This window comes from Flavobacterium sp. xlx-214, assembly GCF_013874595.1.
Taxonomy (GTDB): Bacteria; Bacteroidota; Bacteroidia; order Flavobacteriales; family Flavobacteriaceae; genus Flavobacterium.
On record NZ_CP059431.1, the window covers coordinates 1,225,288 to 1,242,369 of the forward strand.

Sequence of the window (17,082 nt, forward strand, 5' to 3'; positions counted from 1 at the left end):
TTAACTGTTTTTATCGGTTTTATATGGAACTTCTTTCATACTAATTTTTACACGATCTTGGTCACGACCTTCTAAGATTTGTTTCTCAGTTGCAATGGTTACTTTGTCCATTTTACGCGTGTAATTGTTTTGATTGATTACCGAGTTTTTCTCGAATTTACGAGGTCCTTCAATAACCCAATCCGAAACTTCTTTATGATCAAAACGACAAGAATTACAAATGAATTCTTCTACTTCATGAAACTCATCTTTACGAGCCGTTACACGTTGAATTTCGTTACCAAACATCCACAACGTTGTTTTTCCACAACATTTGTCACAATTCCTATGCGCATTGAATGGTTTGTTAAACCAAACACGTGATTTAAAACGGAAGGTTTTATCAGTTAACGCACCAACTGGGCAAACATCAATCATATTACCCGACATTTCATGATCTATTGAAGCGGCAACATACGTTGAAATTTGTGCATGATCGCCACGATTTAAAACACCGTGATTTCTTGATCCACAAACTTGTTCTGCCGTATGTACGCAACGGTAACATAAAATACAGCGGTTCATGTGTAATTGAATTTTATCACCAATATTTTCTGGTTCAAAAGTTCTTTTCTCTTCCTTAAAACGCGTTTTTTCTAATCCGTGTTTAAACGAAAGGTTTTGTAAATCACACTCACCAGCTTGGTCACAAACAGGGCAATCTAATGGGTGATTGATCAATAAAAACTCGGTAACTGCTTTACGAGCGTCCATAGCTCGGTCCGAAGTTTTTACTTTTACTTCCATACCATCCATAACACCTGTTTTACAAGAAGGCATCATTTTAGGCATTGGGCGAGGATCTGCTTCGCTTCCTTTTGATATTTCTACCAAACAAGCACGGCAATTTCCTCCTGTATCTTTCAGTTTAGAATAGTAGCACATAGCAGGTGGTGCAACATCGCTGCCCAACATACGTGCAGCTTGAAGTACGGTTGTACCTGGTTCTACTTCTAATTCAAATCCGTCTATAGTAACTTTCATAATCTATATTTTAAACGGTAGCATTTGTTAGTAAATGTTTCACTTTTTCAAAAGGCTCATTTACAAAATGATCTCTGTTTTTAATTTTTTCTGGGAAACGAACGTGGTATTCAAACTCATCTCTAAAGTGACGAATTGCAGCAGCAACTGGCCACGCAGCAGCATCACCTAAAGGACAAATAGTGTTACCTTCAATTTTTGCTTGAATGCTCCACAGTAAATCGATATCTTCTTCGGTACCTTGACCGTTTTCAATACGCCATAATATTTTTTCCATCCAACCTGTTCCTTCTCTACAAGGCGAACATTGTCCGCAACTTTCATGGTGATAGAAACGAGAGAAATTCCAAGTATTTCGAACGATACAAGCGGTATCGTTATACACAATAAAACCTCCTGAACCTAATGATGATCCGGTTGCAAAACCTCCATCAGCTAACGATTCGTAAGTCATTAAACGATCTTCGCCGTTTGCTGTTTTAAAGATTAAATTATTTGGAAGAATAGGCACCGATGAACCTCCAGGAATTAATCCTTTTAATGGGCGATCATCAATCATTCCACCACAATATTCATCAGAATTCATGAATTCATCAACAGTCATTCCCATTTCAATTTCATAAACACCTGGTTTCTTAACGTGTCCAGAAACCGAGAATAATTTTGTTCCGGTTGATCGTCCTAAACCAATTTTAGAATAATCTTCACCTGAATTCATAATAATCCAAGGAATAGATGCGATAGATTCTACGTTATTTACAACAGTTGGGTTTTGCCATAAACCTTTTACAGCAGGGAACGGTGGTTTGATACGTGGGTTTCCACGTTTGCCTTCTAACGACTCAATTAAAGCGGTTTCTTCACCACAAATGTAAGCACCACCACCACAGTGTACATGTAAATCTAAATCGTAACCCGAACCTTTAATGTTTTTACCTAACCACCCCGCAGCGTATGCTTCTTTAATGGCGCGTTCTAAGGTTTTGAAAACCCACATGTATTCGCCACGAATGTAGATGTATGATAAATTGGCACCTAAAGCGAAAGATGACGCAATCATTCCTTCAATTAATAAGTGCGGTATGTATTCCATTAAATAACGGTCTTTAAACGTACCAGGCTCCGATTCATCGGCATTACAAACCAAATGACGTGGATTACCTGATTTTTTATCGATAAAGCTCCATTTTAAACCTACTGGGAAACCAGCACCACCACGACCACGTAAACCTGAAGTTTTTACTTCTTCGGTAATCGCATCCGGATCCATTTTTAAGGCTTTTTCTACTGAAGCATAACCACCATTTTCGCGATAAACATCGTATGTTTTGATACCCGGAATATGGATTTTTTCAAATAATATTTTTTGTCCCATGGTATTATTTATCGTGTAAGGTTATTTTTCCTTCTTTACAATCGTTAATCAATTGATCTACTTTTGCTGTTGTTAAATGTTCGTGGTAAAAATCGCCTAATTGTAACATGGGCGCGTAACCACAAGCACCTAAACATTGTACACCAACAACAGAAAATAGTCCGTCTTCGGTTACTTGTCCTGGTTTTACACCTAATTTTTCGCAGGTGTAATCCATAACATCTTCAGCTTTATTAATCGCACAGCAAGATGTTACACAAAATTCTAACATATACTTACCAACTGGTTTTTGGTTAAACATGGTATAAAACGTAACCACTTCGTAAACCTCAATAGGGGTAATGTTTAATAATTCTGCAGCTTTATTTTGTAATTCAACACTTAACCAATTGTTGTGCGCGTCTTGTAATTCGTGCAATACAGGTAAAAGTGCCGATTTTTGTTTTCCTTCTGGATAATGACTAATCAATTCCTGTATGCGTTGCATTAATTCAGGAGTGATGTTGATGTCTTGATGATATATTTTGTTTTGTACTGTTTCCATAAATTAGCAATCTAATTCTCCTGCAATAACGTTTAAACTTGAAAGGGTAATAATGGCGTCAGATAAACTGCGACCTTTTACAATTTCGTTATACGCTTGATAGTAAATAAAACAAGGTCTGCGGAAGTGTAGGCGATAAGGTACGCGGCTTCCGTTAGTAATTAAGTAGAAACCTAATTCACCGTTACCACCTTCAACAGAATGATAAACCTCTGTGTTTGGAACAGGAATTTCACCCATAACAATTTTAAAGTGGTAAATTAAAGCTTCCATATTGTTGTAAACTTCTTCTTTTGGAGGAAGATAATATTCAGGAACATCTGCGTGATAAGGACCTTCGGGCATTTTCTCTAAAGCTTGGCGAATAATTTTCATACTTTCCCAAACTTCTGCATTACGCACACAAAAACGATCGTAGCAATCGCCATTTTGCCCAACAGGAACATCAAATTCAAAATCTTCGTAAGAACAATAAGGACTTGCAATACGAATGTCATAATCAACACCGGCAGCACGTAAATTTGGTCCTGTAAAACCATAGCTTACAGCTCGGTCTGCATCAATAGCACCAGCACCAATGGTACGGTCCATAAAAATACGGTTACGCGAAAGCATGTTTTCAAACTCAGTCCAAACAGCTGGGAATTCTGCTAAAAATTCATCAATTTTTCTCCAAGCCGTATCGCTCCATTCACGTTCAAAACCACCAATACGTCCCATGTTGGTTGTTAAACGTGCGCCACAAATTTCTTCGTAGATTTCGTAAATTTTTTCACGGTACTGCATCACGTAAAGAAAACCTGTTAAAGCACCAGTATCAACCCCCATAACCGAACTACAAATAATGTGATCGGCAATACGTGCTAATTCCATAATAATAACGCGCATGTATTGTACACGCTTTGGAATTTCTATACCTAACATTTTTTCAACCGTCATCCACCAACCTGTATTGTTAATAGGCGATGAACAATAGTTTAAGCGATCTGTTAATACGTTGATTTGGTAAAACGGACGGTTTTCTGCAATTTTTTCAAATGCACGGTGAATGTATCCTACAGTTCCTTCGCCATCAATAATTTTCTCTCCATCCATTAATAAAATGTTCTGGAAAATACCGTGAGTTGCAGGGTGCGTAGGACCTAGATTTAATATAGATAATTCTACACCATCTTTTTCTCTTGTTGCCTTGATTTGTTTTTCAAATCGTTTTTCGGGCACTAATAATAAATCTGACATAGTATTTGGTTTAGCAATTAGGACCAATTCTACCAAAGAAACGGTCGTCTTTATCGGTTCTACCTTGATCTTCTAAAGGAAATTCTTTTCTAAGTGGAAAAGATTCCATTTCATCCATATTTAAGATACGTTTTAATTGCGGATGATTTTTGAAAATGATTCCGTAGAAATCATACGTTTCGCGCTCTTGCCAGTTAGCACCAGCGTAAAGCGGTGTAATGGTTTCTACTTCGGGATTTGAAGCAGGTAAGAATACTTTAACGCGAATTCTTATATTTTCGAACCAATTGTGTAAATGATACACTACACAAAATTGGCGGTCTTGATCGTAATCAGGGTAATGAACACCACAAACATCGGTTAAGAAGTTGAAGTTCATGGAAGGATCTTCTTTTAAAAATTGAATGATTTCAAAAAGCGATTCTTTTTTTACTTCAAAAGCCAACATATCGTGTAGGATATGAAAATTTTCAACCTTTGGTGTAAATTTCTGACTCAACGTTTGTTGAATGATTTCGTTTGTTAAGCTCATTTTATTTGATGTTGTATGAGTTTAATAAATCTTTATATTCATCGCTACTTCTACGGCGAACCGATTCGTTTTTCACGATGTTTTGCAATTCTAAAATTCCATCTAAAATTTGTTCAGGTCTTGGCGGGCATCCCGGAACGTAAACATCCACAGGAATTACTTTATCAATACCTTGTAAAACAGAATAAGTGTCAAAAACACCACCTGTACTAGCACAAGCACCAACCGCAATAACCCATTTAGGCTCTGCCATTTGTTCATATACTTGGCGTAAAATAGGCGCCATTTTTTTAGCAATGGTGCCCATAACCAATAGCATATCGGCTTGGCGAGGAGAGAAACTCATACGCTCAGAACCAAATCTACCAATATCGTACGTTGCAGCCATAGTTGCCATATACTCAATTCCACAACAAGAGGTCGCAAAAGGCAATGGCCACATAGAATTAGCGCGAGCTAAACCTACCACTTCACTTAATTTTGTTGCAAAAAATCCTTCGCCAGAAAAACCATCTGGTGCAGGAACTTGTTTTATGTTTGATGAATTACTCATAGTTACTTTTTATTCAAATTCTAACCCTTTTTTCTTGAACTCGTATAATAAACCTACGATTAACAAGAACATAAAAATGCCCATTTTTGCTAAACCTTCCCATCCAAGTTCTAAGAAATTTACAGCCCAAGGATACATGAAAATTACTTCAACATCAAATAAAACAAATAAAATAGCTACCAAAAAGTAACGTACATTAAAGGGAACACGGGCGTTACCAAAAGATTCGATACCACATTCAAAGTTGATGTCTTTATTTTTAGAGGCTTTTTTAGGACCTAAAAATCCCGAAACTAAAATAGTTACAAATACAAAACCAGCTGCAAGCCCAAGCTGCATAAGGATTGGGACTAAATCTAATTGGGTAGATTGCATGTTTATAATTTTATAAAATAAATGAATTTTCAAATATAGAATTTTACAAGCGGATTAAAAAAGTTATCGTTTTAATTCTTACGGCTTAACGGGTTTTAAACTTTAATTTATAATGATTTTAAATAGAAAGAACACTTGCGTTTAATACCAAGCTATGCACTTTTTAAAAACAAATAACGAATTTGATAATGAAGCAATAACAAAAAATCCATCTTTATATCAGATGGATTTTTTTGTTTTTAAGTTGAGCCAATACCTACTTGATGAACTGGTAAAGCATGTGATTTAAGTTATATACAAGTGTAATGCTTGCATTAATATGCGAGATATTATTTGTAAGCAAAGAAATTTTAACAATCTAATTAAAATGTATTACACTAAATTTTAAAAGATTATTATTTTAGATAATAGTTCTTAATATTTTTTATTATGATCACTATTAATAACATCAAAGTAAAATACCCAAATACATTTTTTAACACTATAAGGTTAGTGAAAAAAGTTATTATTAGGAATAATACTAAACTAATTAACATTAATAATCTTATCTTTTTCATTTCCTTATATAAATATTATGGGCAACAGAATGATTGAACAGCAGTAAAATATAATCCGTCTAATTTACTATTAACTTCAACTCCTCCTAAAGATCTACATCCAACTAAATCTCCTTCATTTGCATTCTGAATAGTTGCAAAATGTAAATCAGATTTAGCTGATCCACTTGTCCAACCTATACCTGTAATTGTTTTAGTATTCCACCATGGACAAGGTACTGTAGAACTTGATGATTGATTTGAATAGTTTTTTATATGTTCTTGATATGTTATTAATGAATCTTTAGATAATTCGTCATATACAATACCCAAGATGATAAAATCAAAATCTTTTAGAATTTCGTCTTTATTTTCAACCTCAATTACATTGTTATTTTTGTAAAATATATACTCTGATTTAACTTTTTGAATTGAATAATTATTTAGAGATAATTTATTATTACTTATCTTAAAGTTATAATTAGCTAAGTTAAAACTTTGTGTACTAAAACCAAAATTCTTTTCAGTTTCAAATGTAAATATAAAACCATTATCAATTTCTTCTTTTATTTTTACATCTAAAACCCCATTTTGAATTAAATATGTTCCAAAAGCTTTTTTTGTAAGATTTGAATATATAGTTGTTAAATTCTCATCTAAAGCTTCTTTAGCAGCTATAGTGGATTGTTCTGTTGTGGTATTGTTACTTGTTGTAGCTTCATTATCATTGCTACAAGCATACAAACCCACTGATAAAATAGTTGCTCCTAAGATTCCTAATGTTAAATTTTTAATTTTCTTCATTTGTTAAAGTAGTTATGCAGTTTGTTTTTATTGTTTATAAACTGCGGTTAAAAAAATAAGTTTACAGGTACCCCGCTGTAATCGGATTCTTAATTTGTTTGTTAACTGGTATTCGCGCCTACCAGCCTCCGAAACACATAGGTTATTTAATTTTGGTTATTCTTGTCTTTATTCTTGATATACTTATAGAAATTGCGCCTTAGTCTGTTTAAACAGATGTATAATTTGTAAAGCATATTGTACTTACATCTGTAAGTAGACAGCTAACTCAAAGAGGCTTTGTACGCCCAGTCAAAGTATTGTTGACCGCGTTATCAAAGCCCCTTTGTCTGTACTATCAAAGGTCTTTTGATTGTATAGTCAAAGGGGTTTTGACTGCAACATAAGAGTACCTATTGAATACCTATTACGGTTAATGGTTTATCAAAAGTTGCAGTACGTGGTTCTTTTAGCAAAGTGCCTACGGTATATTGAGTTACCACTTCTATGGTGTACATACCTGCTTCTAAATCAGGGGTTATCACAATTAATTCTGATGGGTTGTTTACCACTATATCTGTTGCATCAACTGCGGTACGCATGCCTGTATCGGTATTGGTAAAATAAATACCTACCGCAGGGTTATCGCCCACTACTTTTATTTTGCTACCTGCTATTTTAAGGTTACGGTTGGGTGTAAGCAAATCGTTTACGGTACCGCTTTTTACATCTTTCACCTGTAAAATGGCAGCACCAGCTTCGGCTACACCTAAAATAGCAATTTCGATGGTAGCAATTTGGCTTCGTAATTTTTCGCCTTGGTTAAACTGAAACAGTATGTTGTGTTTTTGTGGGTTAAAGGTTTCGGTAGGGCTGTCAAAAACGCCTCTAATTTGAGTACTTGCAGTAAAATACCCTGTGTTTACCGAGAAACCATCGCACAGTTGGTACCCCATTTCTTTTAAAAACAATTCGGTAGCGTGTTCCATAGCGGCTGCCGAAACATCGGCACCACCACGGGTTACTGCTGCTTCGCAAATTTGTTTTACATTTAATGAACGTTCGCTTACCGTACGTGCAATAAAATCGTTGGGGTTGTCTTTGGTTAAAACGTTGTCGTATAAATACGCCTTAATTTTGTGTAATACTGCCATAATATTGTTTTTAAGTTAATAGTATTGTTAGCCACAGATGCACCGCTTGATGCATCTGTGGTATGTTGGTTGTTAAATAGAATGTGTATTGCTGTTGAAAGAACATGAAGATTTGATGTTTAAAACAACATAGCGTTTTAACATCTTATAGTTGCTGGCCTAAGCCAGTACATGATAAAGTTTGTTTAGAATAAACCAAGTATCTGATAAAAAGGATTATTTTCTTTAAAGTGCTAATCCTAATACAATTAAAATGATACCTGAAATAACTAATGTATGGGGTAGGTATTTTTTTAGTAGTTGCATTGTTTAAAATTGTCTAGTAGTGCAAGTATTTTTGCTGAGCCTAACCAAATACCTTGCTTATTTTATTAAATAAACAACCTAAGTTAAACACAAGCGTGACATTTGGGGTTAAAATATCTTTTTTAGTTTAAACTTTATTGTTTTATAAATTTATAGGTTGACTGATCTATTTGTAAAATGTATACAGCTGTTGCTATTGTTGATACATCAATGCTGTTATCTTCAGCACTTAATGTTCCTTTTTTTACTAATGATCCCTTTAAATCATAAATAGCATATTCTTTAGCTTGATTTAAATTTTCCAATATTAAGTAATTTGTTGTTGGGTTAGGGTATACTTTAACAGTATCAAACAAATTTTCGCCAATACTGGCACTTGTAACGGGTGTAAAACGGTAAACGGTATTGCTGTTAGGGTAGCCTTCAAAACCATAATTAGTAAGGGTTACTTGGCTTTCATCTGTGTATTCTCCTAATAATGGGGTTTGCGGGTTATCATATAACATACAAACAAACTGACCTGATGATGGTTCGCCACCAAAACCAAAATTGGTAATAGGCTCTTCATTAGGATAATTGTACGTACTTAAATTATGATTGCCAATATGGTATTCTATTACGTTGGTGCCTTCGTACAACCATATTTGTAGATTTAAATAGTACGTATTTGCAAAATAAAAGTATCTTTCAGTAGCTGAGCCTACATTTTTAAATTGCATTTTAAAAATACGACTGCCTGTTGTGCCTTCTACTTTGTAACCAATAGGCGAAACAGAAGTGGTTGCAGTTGCAGCACTTTTATCGGCAATACCAATGCCTGTTCCATAAAGTTCAACTTCGCTGGTACTCATACTAAGTAAAGAAATATTGGCTCCGTCAAAAGTGATGAACTTATAATTAACACCGTTTATTTTAAAGTTAAAAGGCAAGGTGTAGTCCCAGTACATGGCATTATTTACGTTGTGTTTTTGCCATGGTAGGTTATTGTTAATGCTTATTGGGTTTACTACATCGGTATAGGTAGCGGTTAACTTATTAAAAGTGTAAAAGGGCTGAGCATTTGTTAACATACTAACAAATAAGGTAATTATTAAGGTAATTTTTGTTTTCATAATTTTTAAAGTTTAAAAGAGCATTTGTAATAAATGCTCTTTAGGTTGTTAATTTTAAGGTTGTGTAGCTTTTACATAATAGCCAGTAGCCTCATTATAAAGTTGTAAGGTGTCTTTTGTAATGTTCATTTTATATGGTATTTGATTTTCAACACCATTTGATTTAAAATTACCAACAGATAATGAAAAAATATGAGAATTGTTGTTATACCAATAATCTCCTTCAGAAGGATTATAATACCCTTGATTTTCTGAATAGGTTACATTTTTATAAGTAAATTCTTCAAAAACCATGTAATCAGGATGTTCTTCATTACTGATTCTTTTCCACCATCCTTTTAGTTCTTCGGAACGGTTTTGACTTTTGTAAAAATCAATGCGGTCATCGTCTTTATCGCATGATGTATTTAGTACCGATAGTATAACCACTGCAAACAGACTAATGGTTTGTAACAAAATTCTTTTTTTCATGTTTGTAATTAATTAACTTGTCCTTTTACAAATGTTTCTCCATCAGTATATAAATCAGTTGGTGTAACTATAGGTGATAACCATGGAGAAGGTTTAATATCTACAGCAACATCTGAAGAACGCCATACTAATGTTGTACAAGTGTATCTGTCTAAATTTTTTGCAGTAGCTTTCATAGCACCAAATTCGAATAAATTTTTTACATATGATTTACCAAATTTACTCATTGCATAATTAGCTATTGCTTGTTTGTTAACATTGTGGTACGATGTTTCAATTTTTACTTTAAACCATTTTATTATTATACGCGTTTTTTTCTTTTTGAACTCCATAACATAAAACTTAGCATCAACCCAATCCTCTATCTGTTTATATTGTACAGTACTCCAAGCTTCAATTAAAACATTTTCTGTAGGTAAAGTTGAAGATGTTATATTTTTTGTTACAATACCAGCATGCCCCACTTTGAATCTTTTATTAAAAAGATCGATTAATTGAAAAGGAACTCCGTGTGTAGGTAAAGCTACAAAGAAATCACCAGTTTGCGGATTCATTTTTGCTAACTTATTTCTAAGTAACTGTGCTTTTGTTGGAATTTCAATAGGTATTGGCATTCCTTCTATTGGAGTAGGATTTATAGGAAGATATATTGATCCAATTTCTCCTTTTAAACGATCAAAAAATGAAACTTTATCAGAAATTTTAGTAGCATAACCTTTTATGTTGTTTTCTTCTAATATCTTTTCAATAACTAAATTTTCCTGCTTAAAGTTTTCAATTAATTCTGGTTCCATTGTAATTTTATCTGAAACTGAAAGGGCTTCCTCATCTAAATATTGATCTATGAACTCAATTTGTTGCTCTTCACTTTCAAAATCAAAAAAGGTCATAGGTTTGTCAGCTTCATCAACAAGATCTAAGGTTGTGATTTTTTCAACCATTGGTATTTCTTTATCTGCAAGACTTCTTACAACATCTAACTTATTAAGTTCAGTTGCAAATATAATCGTTTTAAGATTATTATAATATTGTTGAACTTCTGGTATAGCTACTTCACCTGCTTCTCTGGCAGCTAAGGTTTTTGTTTCTTCTGTTTGCGATGTTGAAGATATTGCATCTTCATTGTCACAAGAATACAGACCCAAGCTTAATAAAGCAGCTCCAATTACTCCAATTGTAAATTTTCTAAAGTTTTTCATTTAAAATTGTTTATGCAGTTTTGTTTTTATTGTTTTATAAACTGCGGTTAAAAATAGTTTTTACAGGTATACCACTGTAATTGGTTGTTTCTTATTTGTTTATGAACCGGTATTCGCGACTACCGGCCTCCGAAACAAATAGGTAAATAATTCTTTTTCAGTTTTTTATTTTTGTAATTGTATGTCTCTTTTGACTTATCGACTTTAGTTTAATTGTGCTTTTTGAAAGGCTACTGTTCTCGACAAGCTCGAACTGACGGACATTCGACTTTAAGACTTATTAGTATTTCGCTAATAGTTCTATAGCCCCAGCATACAATACCGCTTGTGTAAAGCTGTATTGCGCACCATAAGCAAATGCAATTCTTCTTTTACCATTCAATAAATCATCATCATTCCCGTTACCCTGCAATGCAAATAGGGTTGCTATTAAATTTTGCTCATCTTCGTTGATAATTAATTGCATAGCATCACTAGTAAAACGGTTGCTTAAAATAGTTTGAATGGCTTGCTTGGCTTCTTTAGTATAAGCCAGTTGTTCTATAAAAGTTGCATCTGCTCTTTTTAAAACCAATAGTTGTTCTTGGTTTATTTTTTCGTAACTATAGGTTTCTTGCTTTACGTAATTAAGTATTTGCTGGTTTACATGTTCTTCAAACAACAGCAGGTTTTTTTCATACGTTTGGCTTTTGTTGTATACAAAGCTGTTCATAATGCTTTGATAGGTTTGGTAATCATTTGTCTTAACACCTTTTGCCTGATGCAAAGTATTAGATTGTTCTTTTGTCTCTGTTGCGAATACTTCGTTTTCTGTTTCGCATGCGCTGCATAAAGCAGTAATTGCTACAGCATATAAAAAAAATCGTTTCATTGTTTTTCGGAGTTTTTTAATAACGCTGCCCGGGTAGCTTTTTGTTTCGATTACAAATATGAACGGTTTTTAAAACAACAAGCGAACAAATTATCCATAGTTAAAGAACGGGATAATTCATGCCTTGTTTTGGACAATTTATTCCCCTCTATGGATTATTTTTCCATTCATTACTACTTTGTTGTTTAGTTGTATTGTTTTGAAAAACAGTGTGTTATATAAAACAAGAGTGCTGTTTGTTATTTTTTTGTATTTTTGTGCAGTTAGAAAAAAATGAAGTATGTTTTTTAAAAAATTGGACAATTTATTCCCTATACTGAATCATTTATTCCTTTGCTGGATTATTTTTCTGTTGCCGTTTGGCTTGTTTGGGCAAACAACGGCAGATTCATACAAAAACCTTTGGGATGTTATTCAAAACGATACCGTTTCTAATGCAAAAAAAACAGCGTATTTAGAGGTGTATTATCAAAAAGCGCGTAAAGAAAACAACTCATTAGAACAATACAAAGCATTAGAAAAAAAATCTTTTTTAGTACCTTTTGCCAATGCAGCTTTGTTGTTGCACCAAATGCACCCTTTGGTACAAAAAATGGAGAACGACAGTATTAAAGGAAGGTTTTTAAATAGAAGCACAGTATTTTATTACGACAACCGCGATTTTAAAAATGCATTATACTATGCTATAGCATCAGAAGCGTTTAACGAAGAAATAAATAATTTATACAACTTAAATGCGGTACGCATAGATATTGGTAATATTTACAGTCATACAAGGTATTATGATAAAGCCGTTGCTTATTATACCCAAGCAAAAGACTACTACCAAACCCAAAAAGATTACAACAACTTACGAAGTTATATTGTTACTTTATATTGTCTGAGTAAAACCTATTGGCAGTTACAAGATATTGATAAACTGAATATTACTATACAGGAAAGTGAACAAGCAATTAAACTATTAAAACCTAAAGACAAACAATTAGAAACCGCTTATATAGCCTACCTAAACGGGGGCTTGGCTTTTTTACAGAAAAACAATGCTACGGCTCAAAGTTATTTTACAAAAGCATTGCCTGCCATACAGCAAAACGGAGATTTTTCCAATGAGCATGTTATTTATTTGTATTTGGGTAAAATAGCCTGGCAACAAAACCAAAAAGAAACAGCAGTTGCTTATTTTACCAAAATAGACAGCCTTTTTCACCAAAAAACGTTTTTAAATTATGAGTTGCGTGCAACGTATGATTATTTAATTGCCTATTACAAAGAAACAGGGCAAACGGCTTTGCAAAACAAGGCTACAGAAAGCCTAATGGCTTTAAACCAGCAGTTTGAAAAAGAACAACAAAGTATTACCAGTATTTTACATGAAGAGTTAGATACCAAAAAATTAAAAAACAACGAAGTACACTTGCAAAAGTTGTTACAGAAATCTACTATAGGCATTAGTATTTTAGGGGGTGTTTTGTTGCTGATAGGGGGGTATGTATTTTATAAACGATATAAAAAACAACAGCTTCATAAAAAAAGCGTAAGTAAAAAAGATACGGTTACCCAAACAACAGCTATAGCCAACACTGTAACTACTGAAGTTGGGGTAACAGAGAACGTTTCTGAAATAACAACAGAAATACCAGAGGCGCAACAACTAAAGCAACCAGAGACAAAGGCTGCTGTGCCATCTCCAACCGACCTACGTTTGGGTGAAGGTTTAGAGTGTTTTGAAAAAGAAAAAGGCTTTTTAGCACCTACTACCTTAGACGATTTAGCTAAAAAATTAAATACAACCCGTAGTACGCTTTCGCCTTTTTTAAATGAACATAAAAAGGGTTTTAGTACCTATATTAATAGCTTACGTATACAACAAGTAGTTGCCGATTTAAAAGCAGATAAAGAACTACGAAAAAAACCGATTAAAGATTTGGCAGCAATTTATGGTGATTTACATCCCAAAACATTTGCTAGTTTGTTTAGGGTAATAACAGGCGAAAGTCCTTCTTCTTTTATAGAACGTTTGGATACGGAATAATAAAAAATGCAATCTTTCCGAAGATTGCATTTTTTATTGTAGCTATTTTAAGTATTATGAATGATTATAATGTGTCATAAAACCTGTTTTTAGTAGTTTGTTATTTTGATGTTTCAACAAGCTCAGCACAGGATAAAGGAGAAATTTAGATTATTAAGCAATAAAAAAAGCCACTGCATTTAATGCAGTGGCTTATGGAATTAAGTAATATATATTATCTAACGTATATTATAAAACAACAACGTCAGTTGCGATTTTTCCTTTTTTTCCATCAGATTCAACGTAGTTAACTACATCTCCATCTTTTAATTCTCTCGACTTAAGTCCTGAGATGTGAACAAAAATGTCTTGTCCTGTTTCTTCGTCTGTAATAAATCCGAATCCTTTTGATTCATTGAAGAACTTTACTGTACCTGTTCTCATTTGATAATGATAAATAATTAATAATGCGGTAAAGATAAACTTTTTATACTGTTTTCAAAGTTTTTATTTGGTTTATTTATAAAAAAATTAACGTGCTTTAAATTGATTTACATTTTGTGTAATCATTGGTTATGTGCGTTATGTTAATAAATATTGTTAAAAAACGATAGTTTGTAAATAGGAACGAGTGTTTTTTAATGATAATGATTTAGATCATTTGCACACAAACTATTTTGCGATTGATTTTGTTTTAGGATGCTTAATCATATTGCCTGTGTAGCTATATAAATCTGGAAAATGTGTTTTAAACAAAGTTTCTTTTTCAAAAAATAATTCAATTAAAACAGAAATTAATTCTAAACGACTGGTAAAAGCATACGAACGTAAAAAATTGATTTGATTAATTTTAGATGTGTTTTCTGGTGCTTCCATCCATTGATGAATGAGTCGAAAACCTTTTCTAAATGAATCAGAATCAGGATGTTTAGCATAAGGTTGCATCATCTCAAAACACAAAGCGTGCGTAAATTCATGCAATGCTAAATCTTTACCGTCTTGATTATTTTTGATGTCGTGTTCAAATTCGTCTAAAGCCAACATAACTACCTTCATTTTAGGGTTGAAATGTCCCGTGTGAGTTTCGTTTAAGTGTGAAAAGTATTGTGCGGTAGGGTAGACTACAATTTTATCAAAACTATTGATTAAAAATTGATTGTAACCCAACGTAAGTTTTACATAACTAGCAGCAATTTCAATTTTATGTGCATTGGTTAAAGGTGCGTTTTGTTGAGGTGCAAAAGCATACTGTTTTAGAAAACTTAAAATACGATTGTTGAAATTTAATTTAAATCTATGCGGCAGTTGATTAAAAAGAGGAAAAACTTTTGCGATGCTATCTGCGTATTGATATATTAACTGTTCTGGAGTTAATTTTAATTCAAAATTGCCTTTGGGTGCATCTAAACGATATTGGTCATAAAAAAGTCGAGATCCTGAAAAAAACATAATTTTTTGTTTAAGATACTAAAATTCTATGAGTGTCGCAATAGTGAAAAGAAGAAAGCGTTGGAGTTTTTTTACTTTAAATGTTTAACATTATTAAGTAGTTTTCAATATAACAGGTAGGGTTATAAAAAAATAAAGTTGAGTTTTTTACTCAACTTTATTAAATTAACCTTCAATAGGTTTTTGTATTTTAAATGTTTCCATAAATGCAGTAGTATAATTACCTGCTACATAATCCGGATTATCCATTAATTGTCTGTGAAAAGGAATGGTAGTTTTAATACCTTCAATTACAAACTCATCTAAAGCACGTTTCATTTTGCTAATTGCTTCTTCACGTGTTTGTGCAGTAGTAATTAATTTCGCAATCATTGAATCGTAATTTGGCGGAATGGTGTATCCTGAGTAAACATGTGTGTCTAAACGAACTCCATGACCTCCTGGTGCGTGTAATGTTGTGATACGACCTGGTGATGGACGAAAATCGTTAAACGGATCTTCAGCATTGATACGGCATTCAATTGAGTGTAATTCTGGTAAATAGTTTTTACCCGAAATTGGCACACCAGCAGCTACTAAAATTTGCTCACGAATTAAATCGTAATCAATAACTTGTTCTGTAATAGGATGTTCTACTTGGATACGCGTGTTCATTTCCATAAAGTAGAAATTACGGTCTTTATCAACTAAAAATTCAATAGTTCCCGCACCTTCGTATTTAATGAATTCTGCTGCTTTTACTGCTGCTTTACCCATTTTTTCTCTTAATTCATCTGTCATGAATGGAGAAGGCGTTTCTTCTGTTAATTTTTGATGACGACGTTGAATTGAACAATCGCGCTCAGATAAGTGACATGCTTTTCCGTAAGCATCACCCACTACTTGAATTTCGATATGACGTGGATCAACAATTAATTTTTCCATGTACATGCCATCATTACCAAATGATGCAGCAGCTTCTTGGCGTGCGCTTTCCCAAGCTTTTTCAAGCTCGTCTTCTTTCCAGATTTCGCGCATTCCTTTACCACCACCACCTGCAGTAGCTTTCATCATTACAGGAAAACCAATTTCTTTGGCAACTTTTCTAGCGTGCTCTAAAGATTCAAGTAAACCGTCAGATCCAGGTACACATGGTACACCAGCTGCTTTCATGGTTTCTTTAGCAGTAGCTTTATCACCCATTTTCTCGATCATGCTTGGAGACGCACCAATAAATTTAATGTTGTGCTTTTGGCATAATTCTGAAAATTTAGCGTTTTCAGATAAAAATCCGTATCCAGGATGAATAGCATCTGCATTTGTAATTTCTGCAGCAGCAATAATATTAGACATTTTTAAGTACGATTGCGCACTTGGTGCAGGTCCAATACATACAGCTTCGTCTGCAAAACGTACATGTAAACTATCTGCATCTGCAGTAGAATAAACAGCTACCGTTTTAATACCCATTTCTCTACACGTTCTAATAATGCGTAAAGCAATTTCACCACGGTTTGCAATTAATATTTTTTTAAACATATGGTTTTTAGTTTAAATGAAACAATGTGTT

Annotated in this window: 17 protein-coding genes; 1 reads left to right on the plus strand and 16 read right to left on the minus strand. The window is 33.5% G+C overall.

The features are described 5' to 3' along the window. From H1R17_RS05800 to H1R17_RS05860, 13 genes are all read right to left on the minus strand, one after another. Window positions 1-1,023 carry a 2Fe-2S iron-sulfur cluster-binding protein gene (locus H1R17_RS05800; protein WP_163431987.1) on the minus strand — a complete coding sequence of 341 codons (1,023 nt, stop codon included), beginning with the start codon at window positions 1,021-1,023 and terminating at the stop codon, window positions 1-3. Window positions 1,024-1,033: 10 nt separating this feature from the next. Further along, complete coding sequence (gene nuoF / locus H1R17_RS05805) at window positions 1,034-2,398, minus strand: NADH-quinone oxidoreductase subunit NuoF (RefSeq protein WP_163431988.1); 1,365 nt, start codon at window positions 2,396-2,398, stop codon at window positions 1,034-1,036. 4 nt (window positions 2,399-2,402) lie between these two features. Next, window positions 2,403-2,942 carry an NAD(P)H-dependent oxidoreductase subunit E gene (gene nuoE, locus H1R17_RS05810; protein WP_163431990.1) on the minus strand — a complete coding sequence of 180 codons (540 nt, stop codon included), beginning with the start codon at window positions 2,940-2,942 and terminating at the stop codon, window positions 2,403-2,405. A 3-nt stretch (window positions 2,943-2,945) separates the two neighbouring features. Next, complete coding sequence (locus H1R17_RS05815) at window positions 2,946-4,181, minus strand: NADH-quinone oxidoreductase subunit D (RefSeq protein WP_163431991.1); 1,236 nt, start codon at window positions 4,179-4,181, stop codon at window positions 2,946-2,948. Between the two features lie 10 nt (window positions 4,182-4,191). Next, a complete protein-coding gene (locus H1R17_RS05820; RefSeq protein ID WP_163431992.1) occupies window positions 4,192-4,713 on the minus strand; it encodes an NADH-quinone oxidoreductase subunit C in 522 nt (173 codons plus the stop codon). Window position 4,714: 1 nt separating this feature from the next. Then, the gene (locus H1R17_RS05825) at window positions 4,715-5,266 is read right to left on the minus strand and encodes an NADH-quinone oxidoreductase subunit B (RefSeq protein ID WP_163431994.1); all 552 of its coding nucleotides are present in this window, start codon (window positions 5,264-5,266) and stop codon (window positions 4,715-4,717) included. 9 nt (window positions 5,267-5,275) lie between these two features. Beyond that, window positions 5,276-5,641 (minus strand): NADH-quinone oxidoreductase subunit A, encoded by a 366-nt coding sequence (locus H1R17_RS05830; RefSeq protein WP_163431996.1) that lies wholly within the window; start codon window positions 5,639-5,641, stop codon window positions 5,276-5,278. Between the two features lie 572 nt (window positions 5,642-6,213). After that, entirely contained in the window at window positions 6,214-6,981 is a 768-nt protein-coding gene (locus tag H1R17_RS05835) for a hypothetical protein (RefSeq protein WP_163431997.1), read from the minus strand. A 392-nt stretch (window positions 6,982-7,373) separates the two neighbouring features. Continuing rightward, complete coding sequence (locus tag H1R17_RS05840; RefSeq protein WP_163431998.1) at window positions 7,374-8,114, minus strand: DNA-binding domain-containing protein; 741 nt, start codon at window positions 8,112-8,114, stop codon at window positions 7,374-7,376. Window positions 8,115-8,554: 440 nt separating this feature from the next. Next, window positions 8,555-9,532, minus strand: coding sequence for a T9SS type A sorting domain-containing protein (locus tag H1R17_RS05845; RefSeq protein WP_163431999.1), 978 nt, complete (start codon window positions 9,530-9,532; stop codon window positions 8,555-8,557). Window positions 9,533-9,586: 54 nt separating this feature from the next. Beyond that, window positions 9,587-10,003, minus strand: coding sequence for a hypothetical protein (locus tag H1R17_RS05850; RefSeq protein ID WP_163432001.1), 417 nt, complete (start codon window positions 10,001-10,003; stop codon window positions 9,587-9,589). An 8-nt stretch (window positions 10,004-10,011) separates the two neighbouring features. Beyond that, entirely contained in the window at window positions 10,012-11,202 is a 1,191-nt protein-coding gene (locus H1R17_RS05855; RefSeq protein WP_163432003.1) for a hypothetical protein, read from the minus strand. A 280-nt stretch (window positions 11,203-11,482) separates the two neighbouring features. Continuing rightward, complete coding sequence (locus tag H1R17_RS05860; RefSeq protein ID WP_163432004.1) at window positions 11,483-12,073, minus strand: hypothetical protein; 591 nt, start codon at window positions 12,071-12,073, stop codon at window positions 11,483-11,485. Window positions 12,074-12,353: 280 nt separating this feature from the next. Here H1R17_RS05860 and H1R17_RS05865 point away from each other — a divergent pair, with 280 nt between their 5' ends. After that, window positions 12,354-14,105, plus strand: a complete 1,752-nt coding sequence (locus H1R17_RS05865; protein ID WP_163432005.1) for a helix-turn-helix domain-containing protein — start codon at window positions 12,354-12,356, stop codon at window positions 14,103-14,105. A 228-nt stretch (window positions 14,106-14,333) separates the two neighbouring features. Here the strand turns inward: H1R17_RS05865 and H1R17_RS05870 are convergent, their stop codons facing one another. From H1R17_RS05870 to accC, 3 genes are all read right to left on the minus strand, one after another. Next, the gene (locus H1R17_RS05870) at window positions 14,334-14,528 is read right to left on the minus strand and encodes a cold-shock protein (RefSeq protein ID WP_163432006.1); all 195 of its coding nucleotides are present in this window, start codon (window positions 14,526-14,528) and stop codon (window positions 14,334-14,336) included. A 228-nt stretch (window positions 14,529-14,756) separates the two neighbouring features. Beyond that, window positions 14,757-15,533: a zinc-dependent peptidase gene (locus H1R17_RS05875; protein WP_163432007.1), complete on the minus strand. Its 777-nt coding sequence runs from the start codon at window positions 15,531-15,533 to the stop codon at window positions 14,757-14,759. 165 nt (window positions 15,534-15,698) lie between these two features. Further along, the gene (accC, locus tag H1R17_RS05880; protein WP_163432009.1) at window positions 15,699-17,051 is read right to left on the minus strand and encodes an acetyl-CoA carboxylase biotin carboxylase subunit; all 1,353 of its coding nucleotides are present in this window, start codon (window positions 17,049-17,051) and stop codon (window positions 15,699-15,701) included. Between the last annotated feature and the right edge of the window lie 31 nt (window positions 17,052-17,082).

Coding starts and splice junctions, on each gene's coding strand:
- H1R17_RS05800 (WP_163431987.1), bottom strand. CDS start 1,023: ATGAAAGTTACTATAGACGGATTTGAATTAGAAGTAGAACCAGGTACA.
- nuoF (WP_163431988.1), bottom strand. CDS start 2,398: ATGGGACAAAAAATATTATTTGAAAAAATCCATATTCCGGGTATCAAA.
- nuoE (WP_163431990.1), bottom strand. CDS start 2,942: ATGGAAACAGTACAAAACAAAATATATCATCAAGACATCAACATCACT.
- H1R17_RS05815 (WP_163431991.1), bottom strand. CDS start 4,181: ATGTCAGATTTATTATTAGTGCCCGAAAAACGATTTGAAAAACAAATC.
- H1R17_RS05820 (WP_163431992.1), bottom strand. CDS start 4,713: ATGAGCTTAACAAACGAAATCATTCAACAAACGTTGAGTCAGAAATTT.
- H1R17_RS05825 (WP_163431994.1), bottom strand. CDS start 5,266: ATGAGTAATTCATCAAACATAAAACAAGTTCCTGCACCAGATGGTTTT.
- H1R17_RS05830 (WP_163431996.1), bottom strand. CDS start 5,641: ATGCAATCTACCCAATTAGATTTAGTCCCAATCCTTATGCAGCTTGGG.
- H1R17_RS05835 (WP_163431997.1), bottom strand. CDS start 6,981: ATGAAGAAAATTAAAAATTTAACATTAGGAATCTTAGGAGCAACTATT.
- H1R17_RS05840 (WP_163431998.1), bottom strand. CDS start 8,114: ATGGCAGTATTACACAAAATTAAGGCGTATTTATACGACAACGTTTTA.
- H1R17_RS05845 (WP_163431999.1), bottom strand. CDS start 9,532: ATGAAAACAAAAATTACCTTAATAATTACCTTATTTGTTAGTATGTTA.
- H1R17_RS05850 (WP_163432001.1), bottom strand. CDS start 10,003: ATGAAAAAAAGAATTTTGTTACAAACCATTAGTCTGTTTGCAGTGGTT.
- H1R17_RS05855 (WP_163432003.1), bottom strand. CDS start 11,202: ATGAAAAACTTTAGAAAATTTACAATTGGAGTAATTGGAGCTGCTTTA.
- H1R17_RS05860 (WP_163432004.1), bottom strand. CDS start 12,073: ATGAAACGATTTTTTTTATATGCTGTAGCAATTACTGCTTTATGCAGC.
- H1R17_RS05865 (WP_163432005.1), top strand. CDS start 12,354: ATGTTTTTTAAAAAATTGGACAATTTATTCCCTATACTGAATCATTTA.
- H1R17_RS05870 (WP_163432006.1), bottom strand. CDS start 14,528: ATGAGAACAGGTACAGTAAAGTTCTTCAATGAATCAAAAGGATTCGGA.
- H1R17_RS05875 (WP_163432007.1), bottom strand. CDS start 15,533: ATGTTTTTTTCAGGATCTCGACTTTTTTATGACCAATATCGTTTAGAT.
- accC (WP_163432009.1), bottom strand. CDS start 17,051: ATGTTTAAAAAAATATTAATTGCAAACCGTGGTGAAATTGCTTTACGC.